At 37.5% G+C, this 1,542-nt stretch carries 1 protein-coding gene; it reads right to left on the reverse strand.

Translation table 11 applies throughout. The features are described from left to right. Nucleotides 1-1,542 (reverse strand): hypothetical protein (locus U0R11_RS13480; protein WP_406752341.1); only part of this gene is annotated, 1,542 nt, incomplete at both ends.

Below are 1,542 nucleotides of genomic sequence, written 5' to 3' on the forward strand. Positions count from 1 at the left end.
CCATCGCTTTCCATCCTGCGGATGTTTTCGACATCACAAACGAGCTCATCAAATAAGAACAACCATCGTTCAAGTCGGTCTTATCGGCTAATTCTTGCTCATCAGAGACGCTATCTCCGTCGGTATCCGATGGTACCATAACGATAATTGACGATTGTACAGAAGTACCCACATTTGGAGTGATAGCTATTTGAATGGATCCCGACAAAGCATTGGGGAACAAATTACCCAAAATAGAAAAATAGGCAACCCCGTTAACATAATCAGTTGATTTATTTAATATAACAGTCTTCTGATCGCTTACAATTCCACCAACAATCAACTTCACTAAGATTGTGACAGGATTCAATGACGCATTAAAATTAGTAATTGTATTTCCATAAGTATCTATGGCTGTCATAAACCCTGAAATCAATTTCCCTGCATCTTGTTTGGGATCTAAATTGTATGTAAAAGTTGAAAAATCAGCTGCAGTAACTTGCATCGAGAATTTGTCAACATTCGAATTTGATGGTGTACCAGTAGATTTAATTGCTTCTAAATACGCCAATTCAGTTTTAACTAAAATCAATTGAGCATTAGCTTCTCCATTAACAAAATTTACAGAAAAACTAGATCCAAATGCATTCAAACTACTCTGAACTAAATTAAATTCTGCACTATGTGCAGCTGATTTATCAGTAGCAATAAACAAATTGGCAATAATACTATTGGATAATTTCTTATTTGATTCTCCCATAATGTTTGAAACCACTGTTGAAAATGTCGTGACAGATGGTAGTCCAGCTTGGGGATTATCTACACCATTGGGTGCTTTATTAGCTCCCCAAAACTGAATCATTTGGGCCGATGACATGTTGGTACAAATATTACCAAATTCATCTTTGGCTATTACTTTAACGGTAAACGGGCTCCCAGCTCTAGTCGTTGATTGAGTCGAAGTAACAAAATACTTGTAAGGTGTTCCTGGAGATACTAAAAAGGAATTAGAATCTCCCACTTTCCCATGTAAATTACCTGTATTGGAAGAACTGGCAAGAGCTGAAATTATTACTCCAGACTCATTTTTGTTATACGACCAATTTGTAAAAGTTATGGTATTTTGCCCTGAAAGTATATCAACAGAAATCGTGCCAAGAATAGTCCCTGAACCCGTTTTTACCGATAATGTTATTTTGCCATTTTCATTCGAATTAACCAGATTGCCAGATGCATCCACCAATGAAACTATTAATGATTGTAAAGTTCCCGCCGAAAAGGATGATATAGGAGAAACTAATAAACGAGAAGCTACTCCTGAATTGAAACTTATATTAGAACTAGTAACAGATCCTCCTGTGGCTGGAGTGAACGTGAAGGTTCCTGTTCCTGCTGTTCCTGTATAGATCAAGCTACTTACGCTTGCTACTCCGCTGCTAAAGTCGCCAGCATTGTTTAATTTATTCGTGCCTGATAATCCAGTGATGGCTCCGCTTAAGCTAGTGCTTACGGTAATGTTATTGCTACTCGCATCAAAGCCTGTTACCGTATTGCCATAAGCAT

Origin of the sequence: Aquirufa salirivi (assembly GCF_045310485.1) — a bacterium.
GTDB classification, from domain to species: Bacteria; Bacteroidota; Bacteroidia; order Cytophagales; family Spirosomataceae; genus Aquirufa; species Aquirufa salirivi.